This window comes from Actinomadura nitritigenes (genome assembly GCF_017573545.1).
Classification (GTDB): Bacteria; Actinomycetota; Actinomycetes; order Streptosporangiales; family Streptosporangiaceae; genus Spirillospora; species Spirillospora nitritigenes.
The window spans coordinates 1-18900 of the sequence record NZ_JAGEOK010000042.1 but is presented as its reverse complement, the minus strand read 5'-3'; the positions used below and the strand labels follow the sequence as shown (position 1 = coordinate 18900).

The following is an 18900-nucleotide window of genomic DNA, read 5'->3' as shown; positions in this document are numbered from 1 at the left end:
AGTTCGCGATGAGCGAGCGCGAGCAGTTCCTGATGGTGGCGCGGCGCGCCCGGGAGGCGGCGTCCGGGCTGGCGCCGCTGCCGCGGGCGGCGAAGGACGCGGCGCTGCACGCGATCGCGGACGCGCTGGTCGCGGCGGCCCCCGAGATCGTCAAGGCGAACGCGTCGGACGTCGCGCGGGCCCGCGAGAACGGCACGTCCGAGTACATGATCGACCGGCTGAGCCTGGACGAGGGCCGCATCGCCGGGATCGCCGACGCGGTGCGCAAGGTCGCGGCGCTGCCCGACCCGGTGGGGGAGTCGGTGCGCGGGAACGTGCTGCCGAACGGGCTGGAGCTGCGGCAGATCCGGGTGCCGCTCGGCGTGGTCGGGATCATCTACGAGGGCCGCCCGAACGTCACGGTGGACGCCGCCGCGCTCTGCCTGAAGAGCGGGAACGTCGCGATGCTGCGCGGCTCGTCGTCGGCGCACGGCTCCAACACCGTGCTGGTCCAGGTGATGCAGGCGGCGCTGGCGGGGACGGAGGTGCCGGGGGACGCGGTGCAGCTCGTCCCGGGCACGTCCCGCGAGTCGGTGAAGCACCTGATGCGGGCGCGCGGGCTGGTGGACGTGCTCATCCCGCGCGGCGGCGCCTCGCTGATCAACTCGGTGGTGGAGGAGTCGACCGTCCCGGTCATCGAGACGGGCGTCGGGAACTGCGCGGTGTACGTGGACGCGGCCGCCGACGTGGACATGGCGGTCGACATCCTGCTGAACGCCAAGACGCAGCGCCCGTCGGTGTGCAACGCCGCGGAGACGTTCCTGGTGCACGCCGACATCGCCGACGCGTTCGTCCCGCGCGCGCTCGAAGCGCTGAAGCAGGCCGGGGTCACCGTCCACGGCGACGAGCGGATCCGCTCGTACGGCGACGGCGTGGTGGAGGCGACGGAGGACGACTGGTTCGCCGAATACCTGTCGCTGGACATCGCGGGCCGCGTCGTCGACTCCCTCGAGGACGCCGTCGCGCACATCCGCACGTACGGGTCGGGGCACACCGAGGCGATCGTGACGACGTCGCAGCCGGCCGCGAAGCGGTTCGTCGCGCTGGTCGACTCGGCCGCGGTGATGGTGAACGCCTCGACGCGGTTCACCGACGGCGAGGAGTTCGGGTTCGGCGCGGAGATCGGCATCTCCACGCAGAAGCTGCACGCGCGCGGGCCGATGGGGCTGCCGGAGCTGACGTCCACCAAGTACGTCGTCACGGGCGAGGGGCACCTGCGCGGCTGAGCCGCGGGTCCGCCGCGGACCTGGCGGTGCCGCCGGGGCCTCCGGGCCGCCGGGAGCGCGAACCGGCGGCTCCGGTGGAATTGTGACACTGTGACCCTTGATGTCACGTTGCTCGGCATGGTCTGATGCGGCTGTGAATCCTGAGATCAGCCGCCGCCGCGTCCTGAAGGGCGCCGCGCTCGGCGCGGGGATCGCCACCACCGGACTCGCCGCGTTCCCCGCCCGCCCCGCCGCCGCGGCGGCGGCCCCGCTGCGCGGCCCCGCCGTCGGCACCACCCTCGACCGGACGTACGTGCTCGGGAAGGCGGGCGCCGGCGGCTACCGGCCCGTCACCGCCGGGCCGGGCGAACCGCACCTGCTCCGCCGCGACCTCGGCGGCACCGCCTCCCCGAAACGGGCCGCGACCCGGCGCGGCGTCCTCGCGTTCGGGCAGCTCACCGACGTGCACATCATCGACGCGCAGTCCCCGGCGCGCGTCGAGTTCGCCGACCGGCTCAAGGACGCCGTCGGCATGCTGCCCGTCGAGGGCGCCTACCGGCCGCAGGAGATCCTCACCACCCAGGTCGCCGAGGCGATGGTCCGGGCGGTCAACGAGGTCGGGCGCGGGCCCGCCACCGGCCTCGGCCTGTCGTTCACCATCAACACCGGCGACGCCGCCGACAACGTCCAGTACAACGAGCTGCGCTGGGTCATCGACCTGCTCGACGGCGGCCGCGTCCGCCCCGACTCCGGCGACCCGAACCGCTACGAGGGCGTCATGGACCTCGCGTCCTACGACCGCGCCTTCTGGCACCCCGACGGCCCGCCGCCCGGCGCGCAGCCCGACATCCCCATGGCGAAGTACGGGTTCCCGCGCGTCAAGGGCCTGATCGACGCCGCGCGCCGCCCGTTCCAGGCGACCGGCCTGACCATGCCGTGGCTCGCCGCGTTCGGCAACCACGACGGCCTCGTCCAGGGCAACCTGCCCGTCAACCCGCTCGTCTCCGGGCTCGCCACCGGCGGCATCAAGATCGGCGCCCCGGCGGACGACGCGCAGGCGCAGCGCCTCGCCCGCATGATGGAGAGGGCCGACGCCGCCGAACTCGTCCGGCTCAGCCGCGAGCGCGGCGGCGCCGGCGGCCTGTTCCGCCAGGTGACCCCCGACCCGAACCGGCGGATGCTGTCGCGCGCCGAGGTCGTCGCCGAGCACTTCCGGACGACGGCGTCGCTGCGCGGCCACGGCTTCACCCAGGCCAACCTCCGCGACGGCACCGCCTACTACGCCTTCGACCGCGGCGTCGTCCGCGGGCTCGTCCTCGACACCGTCAACCCGAACGGCTACTCCGAGGGCTCGCTCGACAAGGCCCAGGTCGCGTGGCTCGAAGCGCAGCTGAAGGCGGGCAGCAGCCGTTACCTCGCCGCGGACGGATCGGCCGTGCACCACACCGTGAAGAACCGGCTGTTCGTCCTGTTTAGCCACCACCCCATCGCCTCGCTGACGAACCCGCTCGGCGGCGGGCGCGTCCTCGGCGACGACGTGGAGGCGCTGCTGCTCCGCTACCCCAACGTCGTGCTGTGGGTGAACGGGCACACGCACCGCAACCAGGTCATCCCGCACGCCCGCCCGTCCGGCGGCGGGTTCTGGGAGGTCAACACCGCCGCGCACATCGACTTCCCGCAGCAGAGCCGCATCGTCGAGATCGCCGACAACCGCGACGGCACCCTGTCGGTCTTCGCGACGATCCTCGACTCCGCCGGCCCCGCCTCCTACGGCGGTCGGCTCGCCGACCCCGTCCACCTGGCGTCGCTGTCGCGCGAGCTGGCGGGCAACGACTGGCAGGAGCGCGCCGAGCACCGCCGCGGCGAGGCCGCCGACCGCAACGTCGAACTCCTCGTCCCCGCACCGTTCTGACGCACGGAAAAGGGCCGCCGTGTCCGTGTCACGGCGGCCCTGGCCCGACTTCGTCAGGATCCGTGCCCCTCGAGGGGCCGACCCCCCCACGCCCCCCGCCTGACTTCGTCAGGATCCGTTGCGCCGGTTGATCCGGTCGAACAGTCCGCCCGCCGCGCTCGCCGCGGCGTCCGCCACGTCGCGGACCTTGCCGACGAACGGGTCCGCGGTCCGCTCCCACGAGTCCCGGTAGGACTTCGCCGCGTTCTTGATCTCGTCGCTGACCGAGGCGGCGGCGTCGTCGTCGCGGCGCGGGTAGTCGCCCGCCAGGATCCGCTCGTACTCGCCGCTGCGCGCCCACCGGTCGATCTCCGCGAACCGGATGACGGCGAACGGGTGCGACTGCCCGAGCAGGTTCAGGAACTTCAGCAGCCCGTCCCGCACGTCGCCGGCCGCGTCGTACTCGCGGGCCTGCTGCAGGAACGCCTCGCTGCTCATCTCGTGCAGCCGCGTCCCGCCCGCCAGCTTCATGTTGACCCGCTTCGCCGCGTCCAGGTCCTGGCCGGCCAGCAGCCCGGCCCGGTCCGACGACAGCTCCGCCTTCCGGAACCACTCGCGCAGCCCGATGATGATCGCCGCGATGCCGATGTTGCCGAGCGGCAGCCACGCCAGCCGCGACCCGAGCTGCAGCAGGATCTGCATCATCGTCTGGTACACCGCGTGCCCGGACAGGATGTGCCCGACCTCGTGCCCGATGACGAACCGCAGCTCCTCGTCGTCGAGCAGGTCGAGCAGCCCGGTGTTCACCACGATGAACGGGTGGTCGGACCCCAGCGCCATCGCGTTCGGCGTCGGGTCCTGCCGGACGAAGACCTCCGGAACCTCCGGCATGTCCAGGATGTAGCAGGCGTCGCGCACCATGTCGTTCAGGTGGTGGAACTGGTCGTCCCCGACGCGGACCGTCCCGCCGAGGAACATCAGCCGCAGCGACCGCTCGTTGACCAGCCCCGACAGCTTGCGCAGGACGACGTCGAACCCGGACAGCGAGCGCAGCGCGACGAGCGCCGAACGGTCCGCCGGGTGTTCGTAGGCCCGGGAACTGATCCCGGGAAAGCGCGTTCGTGCCCGATCCGGTGTGTTCTCCGTCATGTCTGGCATGGTAGTTCCGACGAACCACTTCGGCGGAGGGTTCCCCGGCGCGGAGCCCGCGTCCGGCTGTGGCCTGCCCGGGAGGCGCGATGTTCGATCCCAGAGCCGAGGCGATGTCGGTTGACGAGCGGTCCGCGCTGCAGCGGCACCGGCTGTGGGGGCTGGTCGACCGGCTCGTCGCGGCCGGCGGCGTGCAGGGGGGCCGGCTGAAGGAGGCCGGCGTCGCGGGCGGCGCCGACGTGACGCTCGCCGACCTGAGCCGCCTCCCGTTCACCACCAAGCAGGACCTCTGGGACGGCTACCCGTTCGGGATGCTCAGCGTGCCGCGCGACCAGGTCGCCGCCGTGCACGGCTCCAGCGGGACGCGCGGGCGGCCGACGCTCGTCGCCTACACCAAGGCCGACCTCGACCTCTGGGCGGCGATGTGCGCGCGGTCGCTGGCGTGCGCCGGCGCCGAGCCGGGCAGCATCGTGCACAACGCCTACGGGTACGGCCTGTTCACCGGCGGCATCGGCATCCACCAGGGCGCCGTCGCGCTCGGCGCGACCGTCGTGCCGATGTCGGGCGGCATGACCGACCGGCAGGTCCGCATGCTCGCCGACCTTCGCCCCGACATCCTGACCTGCACCCCCGCGTACGCGCTGCGGCTCGGTGAGGCCGTCGCCGACGCCGGCGTCGAACTCCCGGCGCTGAAGGCCGGCCTGTTCGGCGCCGAACCGTGGTCGGCGGAACTGCGCGCCGCGATCGAGGCCGTCCTGCCGATCAAGGCGATGGACGTCTACGGGCTCTCCGAGGTCATCGGGCCCGGTGTCGCCACCGAGTGCCTCCAGCAGGACGGCCTGCACGTCAACGAGGACCACTTCATCGTCGAGGCCGTCGACCCGGCCACCGGCGAACCCGTCGAGGACGGCGCGCCCGGCGAGCTCGTCTTCACCACGCCGACCAAGCAGGCGCTGCCGCTGCTGCGCTACCGCACCGGCGACATCGCCTCCCTCACCCGCGGGGAGTGTCCCTGCGGCCGGACCCTCGTCCGGATGAGCAAGGTCATCGGGCGCTCCGACGACATGATCGTCGTCCGCGGGGTCAACGTGTACCCGAGCGAGGTCGAGCGGGTGCTGCTCGGCTCCGGGCTCGTCAGCCCCCACTACCAGATCGTCGTGGACCGGCGCAGCCCCGCCGTCCGGCTCCTCGTCGCATGCGAGGCGGTCTCCGGCGACCCCCGCGCACGCCTCGTCCACGCGCTGCACGAGGCGCTCGGTCTGACCGCCGAGGTGGTCACCCTTCCCGGCGGGACCGTCCCGCGGGTGGAGGTCGGCAAGGCCGTCCGCGTGGTGTCCTGGGACGACGGCCGGCCGCCCCTGCCCGGCCTGAGCTGAGCTTCGGCCGGGGCGGACGTTCCGGGCCCCGCCCCGGCTGGCTATTCTCGTCGCCATGACGCAAAAGCGGCGGCTGGGGATCATGGGCGGCACGTTCGACCCGATCCACCACGGCCACCTGGTGGCCGCCAGCGAGGTCGCCCACTTCTACTCCCTCGACGAGGTCGTGTTCGTCCCGACCGGCCTGTCCGCCCACAAGGAGGGCCGGGCGGTCACCGCCGCCGAGGACCGCTACCTCATGGCCGTGATCGCCACCGCGTCGAACCCGCGGTTCTCCGTCAGCCGCGTCGACATCGACCGGCCCGGCGCCACCTACACCGTCGATACCCTGCGCGACATGCGGGAGATCCACGGCCCCGACGCCGAGCTGTTCTTCATCACCGGCGCCGACGCCCTGGAGAAGATGCTCACCTGGCACGACACCGGCGAGCTGTTCGAACTCGCGCACTTCGTCGGCGTCACCCGCCCGGGGCACCGCCTCGCCGACCCGGGGCTGCCCGACGGCAGGGTCTCGCTCATGGAGGTTCCGGCCCTGTCGATCTCCTCCACCGAGTGCCGCGAGCGCGTCCGCTCCGGAGAGCCGATCTGGTACCTCGTGCCGGACGGCATCGTCCAGTACATCAACAAGCGCGACCTCTACCGCGCCGACGCCACGTAGATCGTCCCGCCGGGGCCCTGACCTGGATCTTCGCCCGGACGATCAACGTGCCGCGCCGCATACCCTGGAACGGGGACTGGACGCCCGTACCAGCCCGAACACCGACGAAGAGGGACGCCGGCCGCCACCCATGAGAAGGTGTTAGCCGAGACGACCCCTACAGGGAGGATCGCGAGCGCATCGTGACCGCATCCGACAGGGCGGCACAGCTGGTCCGGATCGCCGCGGAGGCGGCGGGCGACAAGCTGGCCGACGACATTCTTGCCTACGACGTGAGCGAGCAGCTCGTCATCACCGACGCCTTCGTGCTCTGCTCGGCGCCCAACGACCGCCAGGTCCGCGCCATCGTCGACGAGGTCGAAAAGCGCCTCCGCGAGGAGGCCGACGCCAAGCCCGTCCGGCGCGAGGGCGAGCGCGAGGGCCGCTGGGTCCTCCTCGACTACGCCGACGTCATCGTGCACATCCAGCACGAGGAGGACCGGCTCTTCTACGCCCTCGAACGGCTCTGGAAGGACTGCCCCCTCATCGCGCTGCCCGACGGCGTCAACGCCCACATGGAGCAGCGTGCCCGCGCCGTCGGGAGCGCGAGTGAGTGACGCGCGTCCCGCCCGCGAGCCCGGCAGGCGCACCCTCCTGCTGTGGCGGCACGGGCAGACCGCCTGGAACGTCGAACGGCGCTTCCAGGGCAAGACCGACATCCCCCTGGACGACACCGGCGTGGCCCAGGCGCTCCGCGCCGCCCGGCTCCTCGCCGGGCTCCGCCCGACCGCCCTGCTCGCCTCACCGCTGCGCAGAGCCGCCGACACGGCCCAGGCCCTCGCCGACATCACCGGTCTCCCCGTCCAGTACGACAGGGACCTGATCGAGCGCGACGGCGGCGCCTGGGAGGGCCTCACCGCCCGCGAGATCCGCGAACGCTACCCCGAGGAGCACGCCGCCTGGCAGCCGCCCGGCGGCGAGACCAGCGCGCAGGTCGCCAAGCGGGTCGGCGCCGCCCTCGAACGCGCCCTGGACGAGCTGCAGCCCACCGGCAGGCTCGTCGTCGCGTCCCACGGCGCCGCCCTGCGCCTCGGCATGTCCCACCTCCTCGGCCTCCCCGAGGAGACCTGGGAGCGCCTCGGGGGCCTGTCCAACTGCTGCTGGTCCGTCATCACCGAGATGCGCGACGGAGGGTGGCGCCTCGCCGAGCACAACGCGGGCACCCTCCCCGAACCCGTCCTCGGCGACGACCGGACCGACAACGGAGCCTGAGACACAAACGATTCGAGACCCACCCCCGGTGTCCTATACACTGGCGGAGCGCTGCGGGATGAACGTCCACGCAGTCGCGCGGGGCTATGGCGCAGTTGGTAGCGCGCCTCCATGGCATGGAGGAGGTCTGGGGTTCGAATCCCCATAGCTCCACAGATCGGGCCACCGTGTTCGGCGCCCTTCGGGCCGCCTTCCCGGTGGCCCGCTGTGTTTTGCGGGGGAGCGACCCCCGCGCCCCCCGATGTGGGGGCTTCGCTCCCACGCCCCCACACCCAGGCCCTCCCGGCCCCGGCGGCTCGGTAAAGATCAATCGGACATAGTGGGACGAATATCCTGGGCGGTCCGGTCGGGATGGTTTCATTCGAGGTATGGGCAGACACCGCAGGGGAGCGAAGCACGAGGTCACCGTGGCCGACCTCATCAACGAGCTGCGCCGGTTCGATCCGCGGCTGGAGGTCCGGCTGGCGATCGAACCGCGGATGCCGCAGGAGCACGCCGTCGGCACCGTGACGGAGGCCGACGGGATGGTGTGGATCGGCGAGGGCGGCCGGCGCGGATACGCCCCCGACGAGGTCGGCGACCGGCTCGGATGGACCTGACATGCCGGAGTGCGGACCCTTCGCGGTGATCTACCCACGTTGGGCGCGATGCGGGCGCCGTGGGGGCTTCCCTTGGAATTGAGGTGCTGCGCCGGTACCCCGGCGATGCCCGCGGCCCCCTGAGCGCAAAGCCTTGGCCATGGCGGCGGCTGCCTTTCGCCGGGCCGCGCTTCGCCGCATCGATCACGCGGGAACACGCCAACGTAGTGGCGATGTGATCGAGATGAGGGTTGTACCTATGCGAAGCCGGATCTCCGGAAGAGGGCTGCTGCCCGCCGCGCTGGCGGCGGCCTCGGTCGTGGCCGTCGCGGCCCCCGCGTCGGCACAGAAGGCGCCGCCGCCCGGCCCTGCGACCAGCACGACGACCACCTCGACGCCCGCCGACGACGGCGACTGCGCCCGCGGCGTCCGCATCCTGTCGGAACTGAAGCTGCTCCCGAACACCCCGGACCTGGGCAGGATCCTCTGCTCGGCGAACACCGCCGGCAAGGCCAAGGCGCCCGCGACCGGCACGGCCCAGGCGCCCGCGACCGGCAACGCGCAGCGGCCGGCCGCCGAGACCGCCGACCGGCCCGCCGCCGAGACCGCCACCGAGTCCCCGCAGAACACCCAGGAGTACAACCTCCTCGGCCTGCCCCTCGAGTGGCCGAAAAGCCTCACCGTCCACGTCCCGACGCTCAACGACCACTGGTACGTGTACAAGTCGAACAAGCAGTGACGCCCACCGCGGGCCACGGAGGACGTCCTCCGTGGCCCGCGGCGTCCGAAGTGCTCCCAACGTGCACTAAGCTTTTCTCCGAAGCACGGGGCTATGGCGCAGTTGGTAGCGCGCCTCCATGGCATGGAGGAGGTCTGGGGTTCGAATCCCCATAGCTCCACGCGAAGCAAGGAGCGGGCCCGCCCGCTCCTTTTTTCTTGCCTACGCCGTGTAGCGGAGGACGGCGCCGACGTGCAGGTTCGTGCTGGGGCCGTCGGCCGGGAGGACGACCAGGTCGCCGTCGGTGGCGGCGAGCGCCCGGATGAGCGCGGCGTCGGCGCGCTCCGGGGTGGGGTCGTCGACGCCGAACTCGCTGCGGAGCTCGTCGGGGTCGGCGGCCACCTGCACCGGGTCCGGGCCGATCCACAGGCGTGCCGGGGACTCGGGGTCGTCGTCCAGGATGAGCGTCTCCACCTGGCCCTGCCGGACGGCCTGGACGGTCGCCGGGAGCCCCGCGACGGCGCGCTGCCCGTTGGCGAGCTCGCGGTCGAAGCGCTCCGCGACGGCCATGACGCGCTCGGTCGTCTTCAGCTTCAGGATGCGGTCCAGCTCGGCCCGGAGCTCGGGATCCCTGGCCCCGGTGTTCTTGTCGACCTCGACGGTGCGCTCCAGGACGGGCTCGGAGATCTCGTCCAGGACGGCGGTGCGGGCGCGGGTGTCGCCGGCGATGAGCACGGCCTCGGCGGCGCAGCGCTCCGCGACCCGGTCGATCTTGTTGGCGACCTTCTTGGCGTTGGCCTTCCAGACGTTCTCCGAGGAGCGCTGGAAGCGCGACTGGTTCCAGTCCCCTGCCTTGGTCTTGCGGATCGGGTACTCCTCGTCGCCCTGGACCTCGATGTGCTCGCGGCGGCCGTCGGCGTGGACGCAGTCGATGGTGCCGCCGCGGCGGTCCACGATGGCGGTCAGGTGCGGGAACTGGTCACCGCGGTCGGCGAGGTAGGGCACGACGTGGGGAAGCGGGGCGACGCACGCGTGCGCTGACCGCGGCGGGTCGGGGAGCCGGTCGGTGTGCAGCACCTCGCCGTCGGCGGCGAAGACCACCAGGCCCTCGGAACGGCGCTCCGCCATCTCCTCGCCGATGGTCCGCTCGACGGCGCGGAGCGTGTCCTTGGGGGCGTGCTGGGCCTCCAGTTCCGCGCGCAGCGCCCGCCACCGCAGCTCGGCGGCCTTGGACGCGTCCTCGGTCGTCCGGGTGAGGTCGGCGTACACCGACACGTAGGGTCCCGGGTGCTGGTACAGCGTCTTGAGGAATGACAGCTCCATAGGGTCGCCGTACCCGATTCCAGTGGGGCAAACGTCAAGAATGTGGCGATTGTGGAGTCAGTTCTCGGTGGACTGCTGGAGCCGCGCGTAGGCCAGCTGGAGCCAGTCGGAGCCCGCCACGGCGGTCATCGTGGCGCCGGCGAGCCGGGTGGCGTCCGGGGCGAAGATCATCCCGGCCGCGTAGGCCGTCGCGACCCACTGCCCGGTGCAGAACGGGCAGGTGATCAGCTCTCCGACGGCGTGCCGGACGCCGTGGCCCCGGGCCTCCTCGGCGAGCTCGGCGGGACCGGACGTCCCGGAGTAGCGGGTGAACGGCGCGCGCAGCGGGCTCGTCACCGGGTCCTTGGCGATCAGTCGGGACAGCTTGTGCGTGGTGATCGTCATCAGCGCGAGGTCGCCGAGGCCGATGCCGGGGCTCCTGCCGCGCCGCCTCCACGCCAGCAGCGCCATCGCGGCGGTGGTCGCGCCGTAGACGGCGAGCGTGCCGAGGTAGGAGCCGAGCGGCCGGTCGGCGTCCCCGGCGTACTGGTCCTTCTGCTTGCGCGCCGTGTCGACGACGGTGCTCATGCCTGTTCCTTTCCGGGCGGGACGATCACGCAGAACTCGTTGCCCTCGGGGTCGGCGCAGACCGTGGTCGGCCACCCGTCGTCGACGAACGGCCCGCGCACGACGGTCGCGCCGAGCGCCGTCACGCGGGCGACCTCAGCGTCCATGTCGGCGACCCGCAGATCCGGATGCATGCGGTTCTTGGCGACCTTCGGCTCGGGCACGCGCTGCAGCAGCAGCCGGGGGTTCTCGCCGCGGGGGTCGGTGAGGGTGACGTACGGGGGGTCGTAGCCGCCGCGCTCGTAGCCGAGCGCGGCGGCCCAGAAGCCCGCGAGCGCGTCGGGGTCCGCGCAGTCCAGCACGAAGACCAGTTCCATCAGTGGTCGCGCAGCGCCTTCACGAGTTGGGACTTGTTCATCGACGAGCGGCCCTCGATGCCGATCTCGCGGGCGCGCTTCATGAGGTCGTCCTTCGTCCAGTCGTCGTACGAGGGGTTCTTGCCGCCCTTGCGGCCGACCTTCCTGCCGCCCTGGCCCGCGGACGCGTTGGCGATCCGGGCCGCCTTCTCCTTGCTCTCGCCCTTGTCACGGAGTTTCTGGTACTTCTTCTCGTCCTTGATCTGTGCTCTGGGCATACAAGGTGACTACCCGGTGCACGCCGTCCACACATGGACGTCGGGTGGGACGGGTCTCCTCATCGGGGACAATGGCAGCCGGAAAGGGGACATGTGCGCATCGGCATCCTGGGCCCGCTGTCCGTGCGGGACGAGGCCGCGCGACCCGTCGAGGTCAGCGGGCCGCGGCTGCGCGCGCTGCTGATCCGGCTGGCGGCCGAGGCGGGACGTCCCGTGTCCGCCGACCGGCTGCTGGACGACCTGTGGGACGGCGCGCCGCCCGCCGGCGGCGGCAACGCGCTGCAGGCGCTGGTGTCGCGGCTGCGGGGCGTCGCGGGCCGCGACCTGGTCGAGCACGGCCCCGGCGGCTACCGGCTCGGGATCGACCCCGGGGAGGTCGACGCGGTCGCGTTCGAGCGCGCCGTCGCCGCCGCGCGGAAGGAGGACGACCCGGACCGCCGCGCGGACGCCCTGCGCCGCGCCCTGGACCTGTGGCGCGGTCCCGCGCTGGCGGACGTCGCCGACGCCGGCCACGCCCATCCGGCCGTCGGCCGGCTGGAGGAGCTGCGCCTCGCCGCCGTCGAGGACTGGGTGGACGCGGAGGTCGCCGCGGGACGGCCCGTCCCGCCCGTCGCGGAGCTGGAACCGCTGGCCGCCGCGCACCCGCTCCGCGAGCGGCTGCGCGGCCGGCTCATGCAGGCGCTGTACGCGGCGGGACGGCAGGCCGACGCCTTGGAGGTCTTCGAGGAGACGCGGCGCGCGCTCGCGGACCGGCTCGGCGTCGACCCGTCCCCGGAGCTCGCCGCCGTCCACCTGTCGATCCTGCGCCGCGAACCGGCCCTACCCGCGTCACCGCCCCCACCTCCGACGCCTCCGCCTTCGACACCCTCACCGCCGCCGGGACCCGCGCGGACGAACCTCCCGGCGCAGCTCACCAGCTTCGTCGGGCGCGAGGAGGAGTCGCGGCGGCTCGGCAAGCTGCTGCGCGAGACCCGGCTCGTCACCCTGACCGGGCCGGGCGGCGCGGGCAAGACGCGGCTGGCGGGGGAGACCGCCGCCGCCTTCCTGGACGACATGCCGGACGGCGTGTGGTTCGTCGCGCTCGCCCCGGTCAGCGACCCCGGCGACCTCCTGCAGACCGTGCTCGTCGCGCTCGGCGTGCCCGAGACCGTCCGCAAGGGCGAGACGCGGACCGTCCCGCGCCCCCTCGAACGGCTCACCGACTTCCTCACCGGCAAGCGGATGCTCGTCGTCCTCGACAACTGCGAGCACCTCGTCGACGCGGTCGCGGAGCTCACCGGCCACATGCTCGCCCACGCCCCCGCCGTCCGGATCCTCGCGACGAGCCGCGAGCCGCTCGGCATCACCGGCGAGTCGCTGTGCCCCGTCCCGTCGCTGCCGCTGCCGCCCGAGGAGGCCGACCCCGACCCGGCGGAGGCGCTCGGCTACGGCGCGATCCGGCTGTTCGCCGACCGGGCCGCGGCGGTGCGGCCCGGCTTCGCGGTCGACGCCGAGACCGTCGGCGACATCGTGGAGATCTGCCGCGCGCTCGACGGCATCCCGCTCGCCATCGAACTGGCCGCCGCCCGGCTCCGCGCGCTCACCGCCCGGCAGGTCGCCGACCGGCTCGGCGACCGCTTCCGGCTCCTGACCGCGGGCAGCCGCACCGCCCTGCCCCGGCACCGGACGCTGCGCGCCGTCGTCGACTGGAGCTGGGACCTGCTGGACGACGTGGAGCGCACCGCGCTGCGCCGGCTGTCGGTGTTCGCGGGCGGCGCGACACCCGAGAGCGCGGTGCGGGTGTGCGGCCTGGACGCGCCCGGCGCCCCCCACCCCGACGACGTCATCGACGTGATCGCCGCGCTGATCGACAAGTCGCTGGTGATGGCGGACGGCGACGCCGACGTCCGCTACCGGCTGCTGGAGACCGTCCGGGTGTACGCGGCGGAGAAGCTGGACGAGGTGGGCGAGACCGGCCGCGTCCGCTCCGAGCACGCCGCCTACTGCGTCGACCTCGCCGAGCGCGCCGAGCCCGAACTGCGCCGCGCGAACCAGCTCTACTGGACCGCGCGGCTGGCCGCCGAACGCGACAACTGCAGCGCGGCGTTCCGGCATCTGACCGCCGTCCGCGACGTGCCGATGGCGCTGCGGCTCCTGGCGTCGCTGGTGTGGTTCTGGATGATGCGCGACATGGAGCTGGAGGCGGGGGGCTGGGCCCGGTCCGTCCGCGAGATCGCGGGCGACGCCCCTCCGCCGGGGATGGAGGAGCAGTTCGCGCTCTGCGTCATCTCCAGCGACCTGATCAGCGTGATGGCCTCGACCGACGGGCCGACGAAGGAGTCGCTGCACGCGGCGCTGGACCGGGTGATGCGGTTCGTGCCGGACGCGCCGCGCCATCCCGCACTCGCCCTGGCCCGGCCGGCGGGCAGCATCTTCACCGGCGACATGGAGGACACCCGGCGGCGGCTGCGGGCCGTCGAGGGCCACCCCGACCCGTGGGTCCACGCCATGGTGAAGGTGATCCTCGGATACATCTCGCTGAACGCCGGCGAGATCGACCGCGCCGCCGGCGAGACGGCCGAGTCCTGCGCCGCGTTCCGCGGGCTCGGCGACCGGTGGGGGCTGATCATGGCGCTCGGCGCCATGATGCAGGTCGCCGTCGGCCGTGGGGAGCTCGCCGAGGCGATCCGGTACGGCGAGGAGGCGCTCGGCTACGCCCGCGAGGGCCTCAGCCCGGAGGCGAGCGCCGGGATGCTCACCGGCCTCGCCCGCGTGCGCGCGACGCTGGGCGACATGGAGCAGGCGTGCCGCGACCTGGAGACCGCGGCGGCCGTGACGGAACGGGTCGGCGAGTTCGCGGACGCCGCTTCCGCGCTGCTCCTGCAGTGCGAGCTGGCGCTGTGGGAGGGCGACACGGAGACCGCCCGCGCCTACGCCGACCGCGCCTACACGTGGGTCGAGCCGCGCCGGCACCGCCCCGACTTCGCCCGGGAGGTGCGGCTCACCTACTGCCGCCTCGGCTGCCTCGCCGAAGAGGAGGGCGACCTCGACGAGGCCGCCGCATGGCACACCCGCGCCTGGGACGACCTCGGCGACGACTGGATCAACGGGAATCCGCTGCTGGCGTGGCTGCTGGAGGGCGTCGCGGCGCTCGCGGCGGCGCGCGGCCACCACGTCCGGGCCGCGGAGCTGCTCGGCACCGCGCACGGCCTGCTCGGCTTCCGCCACGAGGGCTCGCACGAGGTCCGCCGCGTCGAGCCCGCGGTGAAGCGCGAGATCGGCGCCGCCGCCTTCGAGGAGGCGTACGAGCGCGGCCGCGGCGTCACCCGCGACGCCCTCTTCGCGCAGGCCGCCGAGCTCGTCGCGTCGGCCTGACCCGCGGCCGGGACGCGTCCGCCGGCCGGCCCCGCCCCTTCCGCTGACCGGGACCGGAGCGGCGCGGTGTGACCCGCGCCGCATAGCGTCCCGCCCGTGCCGACACCGCTGACCCTGACCGAGGCCGCCGAGGCGCTGCGCGCCGGTACGGTGACGAGCGTCCGCCTCACCGAGGACGCCCTCGCCGCCGCCGACCGGCTCGACGGCGCCCTCGGCACCTACCTCGCCCGCTTCGACGAGTACGCGCTGGCACGCGCCGAGCAGGCGGACCGGGAGCTCGCCGCCGGCACCGACCGCGGGCCGCTGCACGGCATCCCGTTCGGCGTCAAGGACGTCATCGCGACGGCCGAGGGCCCCACCACCGCGCAGAGCACCGTCCTCGACCCGCGGTGGGGCGCCGGACGCGACGCGCCCGTCGTCGCCCGGCTCAAGGCCGCCGGAGCGGTGATCACCGGGAAGCTCAGCACCATGGAGTTCGCGTGCGGGATGCCCGACCCGTCCGGGCCGTTCCCGGTCCCGCGCAACCCGTGGGACACCGCCGCCTGGCCCGGCGGCTCCAGTTCCGGCACCGCCAACGGCGTCGCCGCCGGCCTGTGCCTCGCCGGACTCGGCACCGACACCGCCGGAAGCATCCGCATCCCCGCCGGATTCTGCGGCGTCACCGGGCTGATGCCCACGTTCGGCCGCGTCCCGAAGTCCGGCGTCGTCCCCCTCGGCTACACCCTCGACCACGTCGGGCCGCTCGCCCGCAGCGCCCGCGACTGCGCCGCCGTCCTCGCCGCCATCGCCGGGCCCGACCCCACCGACCCCGACTCGGCCGACGTCCCGTACACCGCTCCGGAGTTCGGCGGCACCCTCGACGGCGTTCGCGTCGGTGTCGTCCGCGAGAACCACTTCCCCGACGACGCCGACCCCGCCCTGGCGCCCGCGTTCGACGAGGCCCTCCGCGTCCTCGCCGGGCTCGGCGCGACGCTCGTCGAGGCGTCCCTGCCGTACTGGGCCGAGACGATCACCGCGAACTACGTCACGATGAGCGCCGAGGCCCTCGCCTACCACCGCGCCGACCTCGCCGCCCGCTGGGACGACTACGTCCCGTCCACCCGCCTCGCGCTCGCCCGCGGCGCGCTCGCCACCGGCGCCGACTACGTCCAGGCGCAGCGCGTCCGCCGCGTCGCCCAGCAGGCCCTCGCCCGCCTCTTCGACACCGTCGACCTCATCGCCGCGCCGACGCTCGGCATCGGCGCCCCGCGCTACGACGACATCACCGACGCCGCCGGCACCATCAACGTGGACGCCACGTCTCGGTTCTTCTTCACCCCGTACTGGGACTGCGTCGGCAACCCCGTCCTCGCCGCGCCCATGGGCGCGACCGCCGCCGGGATGCCGCTCTCGCTCCAGCTCGCCGGGCCCGCGTTCGGCGAGGCCGGCGTCCTGCGCGCCGCCGACGCCTACCAGGGCGTCACCGGCTGGCACCTCCGCGTCCCCGCCCTCGCCGCCGCCCGAGGAGACGACCGATGACCGAGACCGCCCCCACCGGACCCGGCGCCGCCGGCGCGACTGCCGAGGTGGCCGCCATGCTGGCGCGCTGCGGCCTGCCCGCCGGACCGTACGAGCTGGCCTACCTCGCCCCCGAGTACCCCTACCTCAAGGCCGGCATCGACATGCTCTACGCGGTGGACGCGGCGAAGGACGCCGACCCGGCCCTCCGCTTCCGGGCCGGCGTCCCCGGCACGCGCTGACCCCGCCGCTGCGCTCAGGTGCGGCGCGAGTACATCCGCATGGCCAGCGGGAACGTGACGACCACGATCCCCGCCGCCCACGCCAGCGTGTACCAGACGTGGTCGCCGACCGGCCCGCCCACGGTCAGCGCGCGCACCGAGTCCGCCAGATGCGTGACCGGGTTCACCTTCGTCCACGCCTCCAGCCAGCCCGGCATCGTCGACGTGTTCGGCACCAGGATGCTGCTGCCGAACGTCAGCGGCATCACCCAGATGAACGCCAGGCCCTGCACCGTCTCCGGGGACGGCGCCACCAGCCCGACCAGCACCGAGATCCAGCACACCGCCAGGTAGAACACGTACGCCAGCGCGAATGCGCCCAGCACCGACAGCGGGTCGGTGTGGAAGCGGAACCCCAGGATCGACCCGAAGCCCACCAGCACCACCATCACGGTCAGGAACCGCACCGTGTCCCCGAGCACCGACCCGATCAGCGGCGCCGACCGTGCGATCGGCAGGCTCCGGAACCGGTCGAACACCCCCTTGTGGATGTCCTCGTTCAGCGCCGTCCCCAGCCCCATCGTGGCGAACATCGCCATCTGCGCCACCAAGCCCGGAAGCAGCTGCTGCAGGTAGGCGTGGGTGTCGCCGGCGAGCGCCCCGCCGAACACGTACAGGAACAGCAGCAGGAACACGATCGGCATCAGCGTCGTGTCCAGCAGCTTCTCGGGCGAATGCTTCAACTGCGAGATGTTGCGCCACGCCAGCGTCAGCCCGTGCCGCAGCGTCCTGCTCGGGCTGATCCGCGCCGGCGGCTCGGACGAGACGGGCGCGTCGACGGTCATCGCGGTCATGCCAGGCTCCCCTCGGAGATCAGGTCGGCCGGCCGCTCCTCGGCGAGGTGCCCGGTGAGTGTGAGGAAGACCTCGTCGAGGCTCGGCAGCCGCAGCGACAGCTCCGCCGCCACGATGGACGCCTCGTCCAGCCGCCGGACCAGCGCCGGCAGCAGCTTCGGGTCCTGCACCGGCGCCGTGACCAGGCCCGTCGCCGGCTGCACCTCGGGCCGCTCGCCGGTCAGCTCCGCCACGATCGCGGTCAGCTGCGCCGTCCGGAACGTCTCGGTCGCCCGGACCGCGAGGGTCTGCCGGCCGATCCGCGACTTCAGGTCGTCCGACGTCCCCTCCGCGATCACCCGGCCGTGCTCGAACACCGCGATCCGGTCGGCGAGCGCGTCGGCCTCGTCCAGTTGCTGCGTCGTCAGCAGCACGGTCGCGCCGTCGGCGACCACCTCGCGGACGGTGTCCCACACCTCGTTGCGGGCCCGCGGGTCCAGGCCCGTCGTCGGCTCGTCCAGGAAGATGACCTCGGGACGGTTGATCAGGCTCGCCGCCAGGTCCAGCCGCCGGCGCATGCCGCCCGAGTAGGTCTTCACCGCCCGCGCCCCCGCGTCGGTGAGCCGGAAACGGGCCAGCAGCTCGCGCGCCCGCGCCTTCGCGTCGGCCCGCCCGAAGTCCAGCAGCCGCGCGATCATCACCAGGTTCTCGGTGCCGGTCAGCTCCTCGTCCACCGACGCGTACTGCCCGGTCAGCCCGATCATCGCGCGCACCCGCACCGCGTCCTTGACCACGTCGTACCCGCACACCGAGGCGTGGCCGGCGTCCGGCCTCAACAGCGTCGCGAGGACACGCACGGCGGTCGTCTTGCCGGCGCCGTTCGGGCCCAGCACCCCGAGCACCGTCCCGCGCTTCGCCGCGACGTCCACCCCGTCCAGGGCGTTGGTCTCCCCGAACCTCTTCCGCAGGCCCTCGGCCTGGATCACATAGTCCATCGGTCGGCCTCTCTCTCAGTCCCTCGTGTTCGACGTCACCGAGCGTCCAGGAGGGCCCTGATACGACGCGCACATCGCGGCTCGGACGCTGACGCCCCGCTGACGCGGCACTGACGCCGACCGCCTCGAATCCCCGTGACCTGGGGGTTTCCGGCGGGCGGCCGGGGAGTGTCCGGACGGTGGCCGCGCCGATTTGACGGGTCGCTCGCGCCTGCCTAATGTTCTTCCTGCCCCAAGGGGATGCGGGACGCCGGCAGGCGGACGGCCCCAGGGGAAGCCACCCGGAAAAAACGGTGCGAAGCTCGCTTCGGATCGAGGTATTCTGGAGTGGACGGCCCGAGAGGGGATGCAGGACGCCGCAAGGTGGCCGGCCCCGGGGACTCTTCCACAAGATCAGAACAGACGATCTTCATCGTCCGTGCTGACGTGCGGGAGGCGGGCCGGGGTTCCTGAAGATCGACTCGGATGAGCCGGTTGACAGGAGCGAAAGTTCCGGTAAGTTAGGAGGGTTGCCCCGGAGCGGGGCTCGCGAGAGCGGGTCGTGCGCGGTGGGTGTCCGTTTCTTGAGAACTCAACAGCGTGTTAAAAGCCAGTGCCTTTATCGACCTGGCCGGTTAGGCCGGGTCGCCCCG

At 73.2% G+C, this 18900-nt stretch carries 18 protein-coding genes and 2 tRNA genes; 13 read left to right on the top strand and 7 right to left on the bottom strand.

Annotated elements, in window-relative coordinates; translation table 11 throughout:
- The first annotated feature begins 8 nt into the window (after positions 1 to 8).
- Together J4557_RS42295 and J4557_RS42290 are read left to right on the top strand one after the other, a co-directional pair.
- Positions 9 to 1265 (top strand): glutamate-5-semialdehyde dehydrogenase, encoded by a 1257-nt coding sequence (locus J4557_RS42295; protein ID WP_208272475.1) that lies wholly within the window; start codon positions 9 to 11, stop codon positions 1263 to 1265.
- Positions 1266 to 1398: 133 nt separating this feature from the next.
- Positions 1399 to 3156 (top strand): TIGR03767 family metallophosphoesterase, encoded by a 1758-nt coding sequence (locus tag J4557_RS42290; protein WP_208272474.1) that lies wholly within the window; start codon positions 1399 to 1401, stop codon positions 3154 to 3156.
- Positions 3157 to 3264: 108 nt separating this feature from the next.
- Here the strand turns inward: J4557_RS42290 and J4557_RS42285 are convergent, their stop codons facing one another.
- On the bottom strand, positions 3265 to 4284 hold the full coding sequence (locus J4557_RS42285) for a M48 family metallopeptidase (RefSeq protein WP_208272473.1): 1020 nt from the start codon (positions 4282 to 4284) through the stop codon (positions 3265 to 3267).
- Positions 4285 to 4373: 89 nt separating this feature from the next.
- Between J4557_RS42285 and J4557_RS42280 the strand changes: the two genes are divergently transcribed.
- The 8 genes from J4557_RS42280 to J4557_RS42245 all read left to right on the top strand — a co-directional run bounded on the left by J4557_RS42280 (position 4374) and on the right by J4557_RS42245 (position 9046).
- On the top strand, positions 4374 to 5660 hold the full coding sequence (locus J4557_RS42280) for a phenylacetate--CoA ligase family protein (RefSeq protein WP_208272472.1): 1287 nt from the start codon (positions 4374 to 4376) through the stop codon (positions 5658 to 5660).
- A 55-nt stretch (positions 5661 to 5715) separates the two neighbouring features.
- Positions 5716 to 6318, top strand: a complete 603-nt coding sequence (gene nadD / locus J4557_RS42275) for a nicotinate-nucleotide adenylyltransferase (protein ID WP_208272471.1) — start codon at positions 5716 to 5718, stop codon at positions 6316 to 6318.
- A gap of 182 nt (positions 6319 to 6500) precedes the next feature.
- Positions 6501 to 6914, top strand: coding sequence for a ribosome silencing factor (gene rsfS, locus J4557_RS42270; protein WP_208272470.1), 414 nt, complete (start codon positions 6501 to 6503; stop codon positions 6912 to 6914).
- The gene (locus J4557_RS42265) at positions 6907 to 7569 is read left to right on the top strand and encodes a histidine phosphatase family protein (protein ID WP_208272469.1); all 663 of its coding nucleotides are present in this window, start codon (positions 6907 to 6909) and stop codon (positions 7567 to 7569) included. The genes rsfS and J4557_RS42265 overlap by 8 nt, the downstream gene beginning before the upstream one ends.
- An 80-nt stretch (positions 7570 to 7649) precedes the next feature.
- A tRNA-Ala gene (locus J4557_RS42260) sits at positions 7650 to 7722 on the top strand.
- Between the two features lie 215 nt (positions 7723 to 7937).
- Complete coding sequence (locus J4557_RS42255) at positions 7938 to 8168, top strand: hypothetical protein (protein ID WP_208272468.1); 231 nt, start codon at positions 7938 to 7940, stop codon at positions 8166 to 8168.
- A gap of 238 nt (positions 8169 to 8406) precedes the next feature.
- Positions 8407 to 8886: a hypothetical protein gene (locus J4557_RS42250; protein WP_208272467.1), complete on the top strand. Its 480-nt coding sequence runs from the start codon at positions 8407 to 8409 to the stop codon at positions 8884 to 8886.
- Positions 8887 to 8973: 87 nt separating this feature from the next.
- Positions 8974 to 9046: transfer RNA gene (locus tag J4557_RS42245), tRNA-Ala, on the top strand.
- Between the two features lie 41 nt (positions 9047 to 9087).
- On the opposite strand, the gene J4557_RS42240 is transcribed toward J4557_RS42245, so the two are convergent.
- The 4 genes from J4557_RS42240 to J4557_RS42225 are packed head-to-tail and all read right to left on the bottom strand — an operon-like array spanning position 9088 to position 11368.
- Entirely contained in the window at positions 9088 to 10188 is a 1101-nt protein-coding gene (locus tag J4557_RS42240; protein WP_208272466.1) for a baeRF2 domain-containing protein, read from the bottom strand.
- 57 nt (positions 10189 to 10245) lie between these two features.
- The gene (locus J4557_RS42235; RefSeq protein WP_208272465.1) at positions 10246 to 10755 is read right to left on the bottom strand and encodes a DUF1360 domain-containing protein; all 510 of its coding nucleotides are present in this window, start codon (positions 10753 to 10755) and stop codon (positions 10246 to 10248) included.
- Positions 10752 to 11111 carry a VOC family protein gene (locus J4557_RS42230; protein ID WP_208272464.1) on the bottom strand — a complete coding sequence of 120 codons (360 nt, stop codon included), beginning with the start codon at positions 11109 to 11111 and terminating at the stop codon, positions 10752 to 10754. Before J4557_RS42230 ends, J4557_RS42235 begins: the two co-directional genes overlap by 4 nt.
- Positions 11111 to 11368, bottom strand: a complete 258-nt coding sequence (locus J4557_RS42225) for a DUF7218 family protein (protein ID WP_208272463.1) — start codon at positions 11366 to 11368, stop codon at positions 11111 to 11113. The genes J4557_RS42230 and J4557_RS42225 overlap by 1 nt, the downstream gene beginning before the upstream one ends.
- Before the next feature lie 93 nt (positions 11369 to 11461).
- Here J4557_RS42225 and J4557_RS42220 point away from each other — a divergent pair, with 93 nt between their 5' ends.
- From J4557_RS42220 to J4557_RS42210, 3 genes are all read left to right on the top strand, one after another.
- Positions 11462 to 14722, top strand: a complete 3261-nt coding sequence (locus J4557_RS42220) for an AfsR/SARP family transcriptional regulator (protein ID WP_208272462.1) — start codon at positions 11462 to 11464, stop codon at positions 14720 to 14722.
- A 96-nt stretch (positions 14723 to 14818) separates the two neighbouring features.
- Positions 14819 to 16240, top strand: a complete 1422-nt coding sequence (locus J4557_RS42215) for an amidase (protein WP_307800515.1) — start codon at positions 14819 to 14821, stop codon at positions 16238 to 16240.
- The gene (locus J4557_RS42210) at positions 16237 to 16461 is read left to right on the top strand and encodes a hypothetical protein (protein ID WP_208272461.1); all 225 of its coding nucleotides are present in this window, start codon (positions 16237 to 16239) and stop codon (positions 16459 to 16461) included. The genes J4557_RS42215 and J4557_RS42210 overlap by 4 nt, the downstream gene beginning before the upstream one ends.
- A 14-nt stretch (positions 16462 to 16475) precedes the next feature.
- On the opposite strand, the gene J4557_RS42205 is transcribed toward J4557_RS42210, so the two are convergent.
- Together J4557_RS42205 and J4557_RS42200 are read right to left on the bottom strand one after the other, a co-directional pair.
- Positions 16476 to 17294 (bottom strand): ABC transporter permease, encoded by an 819-nt coding sequence (locus tag J4557_RS42205; protein WP_208272460.1) that lies wholly within the window; start codon positions 17292 to 17294, stop codon positions 16476 to 16478.
- Positions 17291 to 18268 (bottom strand): ATP-binding cassette domain-containing protein, encoded by a 978-nt coding sequence (locus J4557_RS42200; RefSeq protein ID WP_208272459.1) that lies wholly within the window; start codon positions 18266 to 18268, stop codon positions 17291 to 17293. The genes J4557_RS42205 and J4557_RS42200 overlap by 4 nt, the downstream gene beginning before the upstream one ends.
- Between the last annotated feature and the right edge of the window lie 632 nt (positions 18269 to 18900).